Source organism: Aurantimicrobium sp., from assembly GCF_036667855.1.
In the GTDB taxonomy this organism is placed as follows: Bacteria; Actinomycetota; Actinomycetes; order Actinomycetales; family Microbacteriaceae; genus Aurantimicrobium.
This window is the reverse complement of sequence record NZ_JAVWTF010000038.1, coordinates 14,008-16,813: the sequence shown is the minus strand read 5'-3', so window position 1 is coordinate 16,813 and position 2,806 is coordinate 14,008. Positions and strand designations below refer to the sequence as shown.

The 2,806-nt window shown below is 54.8% G+C and carries 2 protein-coding genes; one reads left to right on the top strand and one right to left on the bottom strand.

Features of this window, described 5'->3' with window-relative positions; genetic code table 11:
- Window positions 1–102: 102 nt before the first annotated feature.
- A complete protein-coding gene (locus tag RR877_RS07960; protein WP_332619157.1) occupies window positions 103–879 on the bottom strand; it encodes a CPBP family intramembrane glutamic endopeptidase in 777 nt (258 codons plus the stop codon).
- Between the two features lie 224 nt (window positions 880–1,103).
- Between RR877_RS07960 and RR877_RS07955 the strand changes: the two genes are divergently transcribed.
- The gene (locus RR877_RS07955; RefSeq protein WP_332619156.1) at window positions 1,104–2,705 is read left to right on the top strand and encodes an ABC transporter substrate-binding protein; all 1,602 of its coding nucleotides are present in this window, start codon (window positions 1,104–1,106) and stop codon (window positions 2,703–2,705) included.
- Window positions 2,706–2,806 lie beyond the last annotated feature (101 nt).

Sequence of the window (2,806 nt, the reverse complement as noted above, 5' to 3'; positions counted from 1 at the left end):
CGGTGATGAGGAGAGCGACCATGGTCGCACCGATAAAGCGCTTAGACATAGGTACAACCCTACCGAGAGTTTCTTTTGTGCTGGCTGTGAAAGAAAGGTGGTTTAGGTGCCGGGCAGGAAGCCAGGAGCAAGTGCCTTGACCACGGCATAGCCGGTGAAAGACACAATGTCCAAGATCCAGTGCGCAATCACGAGAGGCATCGTGCGACCCCAGCGTTGGTAGGCCAAACCGAATACAACGCCCATAACGAAGTTGCCCACGAAGGGACCAAAGCCTTGATACAGGTGGTAACTGCCACGCAGGGCGGCCGAAGTGAGAATGATCTGCCAGGTCTTCCAGCCAAACTCACGCAGGCGAGTGAAGAGGTAGCCAACGACGATGAGTTCTTCGACCAGGGCTGCACGCAGCGCTGCCAGGACCAATACCGGCACAGTCCACCAGTAGGTGTCCAGTGCGGTTGGAACAATCGTGACGGTAATGCCAATGGCATTACCGACGAGGTAGAGGCCTAGGCCTGGAATTCCAATGATTGCGGCCAAGCTAAAGCCACGAAGAAGGTCCTTGCCCGGTTGCGCGAAGTTGAAGCCCAGCTGGTCGAACGCACTCTTGCCCGGCTTGGCCAACAGCCAGAACACCAGGACAACGGGAACCAGGCCAAAGAAGATACCTAAGAGTTGGTAGACCAGATCAAAGATGGGCTGATCTGACAAAGGCTGGTTAATCACTGCCTTCTGGACGTTGAGAGCTTCAGGAGTAGTGAGCTTTCGAATGAGCGAGACAATCGAATACACCGCAGAGGAACCCAGGGAGAGTCCCAGCACAATGGCAATCTCAAGCCAGGTGCGGGCACGTTGCTGTATCGGGGTCCATTCAGTCACGGCGATAAGCCTAGTTACTGCGAATGCGAAAAGCGTCAAAGTTGCACAAAGGGACGAAAATCGTCGTGTTTAGAGGTTTTTCACAACGAAATGTGCGCCTTGTGTGTCGACTTTGTAACGAATCGTTCGCGGATGCTGTGCTGAGGGAAGTTCCGGCGTAGGTTGAATGAATTGCACAGGTTCGTCACGTCTCGGCGAACTTTCACATCTCACCAGGAGGAACAGTGCGTTTATCGAAAATTGGCGTGGGTGCAGTAGCGCTCGCCGCCGCCACAGCCTTGGTCTTCACCGGCTGTTCAGCGGGCGGAGCAAGCGGAGGAAACTCCAACATTGTCTCCACGAACGGTTCTGAACCACAGAACCCGTTGATCCCGACCAACACCAACGAAACCGGTGGTGGAAAGATCGTTGACTCGATCTTCGCGGGACTTGTCTACTACGACGCAAAGGGTGCTCCGGTTAACGAAGTTGCCAAGTCGATCGAGACCAAGGACAACCAGACTTACACCATCACCCTCAACGACGGATGGACCTTCACCAACGGTGAAAAGGTTACCTCTGAGTCCTTCGTGAAGGCATGGGAGTACGGTGCGCTGTTCAGCAACGCACAGCTCAACAGCTACTTCTTCGATGCAATCGAGGGCTTCAACTACGAAGAGGACTCTGACCTGACTGGTCTCCAGGTTGTTGACGACCTGACCTTCACCGTGACCCTCTCGAGCCCACAGTCGGACTTCCCACTGCGTTTGGGATACTCGGCATTCTTCCCACTGCCTTCGGTCGCCTATGAAGACATGGAAGCATTCGGTGAGAACCCCATTGGTAACGGCCCCTACATGGTTGCTGAAAAGGGTGCATGGAAGCACAACGTGGACATCAACCTTGTTGCAAACCCTGAGTACAAGGGTGGCCGTAAGCCTATGAACGGCGGACTCGACATCGTGTTCTACGCAACTCAGGATGCTGCGTATGCAGACCTGCTCAGCGACAACCTCGATGTTCTGGACGGTATTCCTGATGCAGCAATGAAGACCTACACCACCGACCTCGGTGACCGTGCGATCAACCAGCCTGCAGCTATCTTCCAGTCCTTCACCATCCCAGAGTCTCTTGAGCACTTCTCGGGTGAAGAAGGTCAGTTGCGTCGTCAGGCCATCTCGATGGCCATCAACCGTGACGAAATCACTTCGGTGATCTTCGACAACACTCGCACCCCTGCACGTGACTTCACCTCTCCCGTCATTGACGGCTGGTCGAAGGATCTCAAGGGTTCAGATGTTCTGGACTTCAACGCAAAGAAGGCACAGGAACTCTGGGCAAAGGCAGACAAGATCTCGCCTTGGAGCGGAACCTTCCAGATCGCTTACAACGGCGACGGTGGCCACCAGGCATGGGTTGACGCTGTGTGCAACAGCATCAAGAACACCCTCGGTATTGACGCTTCTGGCGCTCCATACCCAACCTTCGCTGAACTGCGCACTGCAGTTACCGACCGCACCATCACCACTGCATTCCGCACCGGATGGCAGGCTGACTACCCAGCGCTCGCGAACTTCCTCGAGCCTCTGTACCAGACTGACGCTGGTGCAAACGATGGTGACTACTCCAACGAAGAGGTAGACGCGCTCTTCTCGAAGGGTAACGAAGCCGGTTCACTCGACGAGGCAAACAAGTACTTCCAAGACGCACAGGTCATCCTGCTTCAGGATCTCCCTGCCGTACCCCTGTGGTACAGCAACGTCAACGGTGGTTACTCAACCCTCGTGAAGAACGTGGTATTCGGTTGGAACTCGGTTCCTCTGTACTACCAGATCACCAAGAAGTAAGAGCCTGGCTCTTATCTAAGAATGGGGGTGGGGGCGCCCCCCGGCGGCCCCCCCAAAAAGAAAGAGGTCAAAACGGTTTTGGTTAATAATAACCCCCCAAA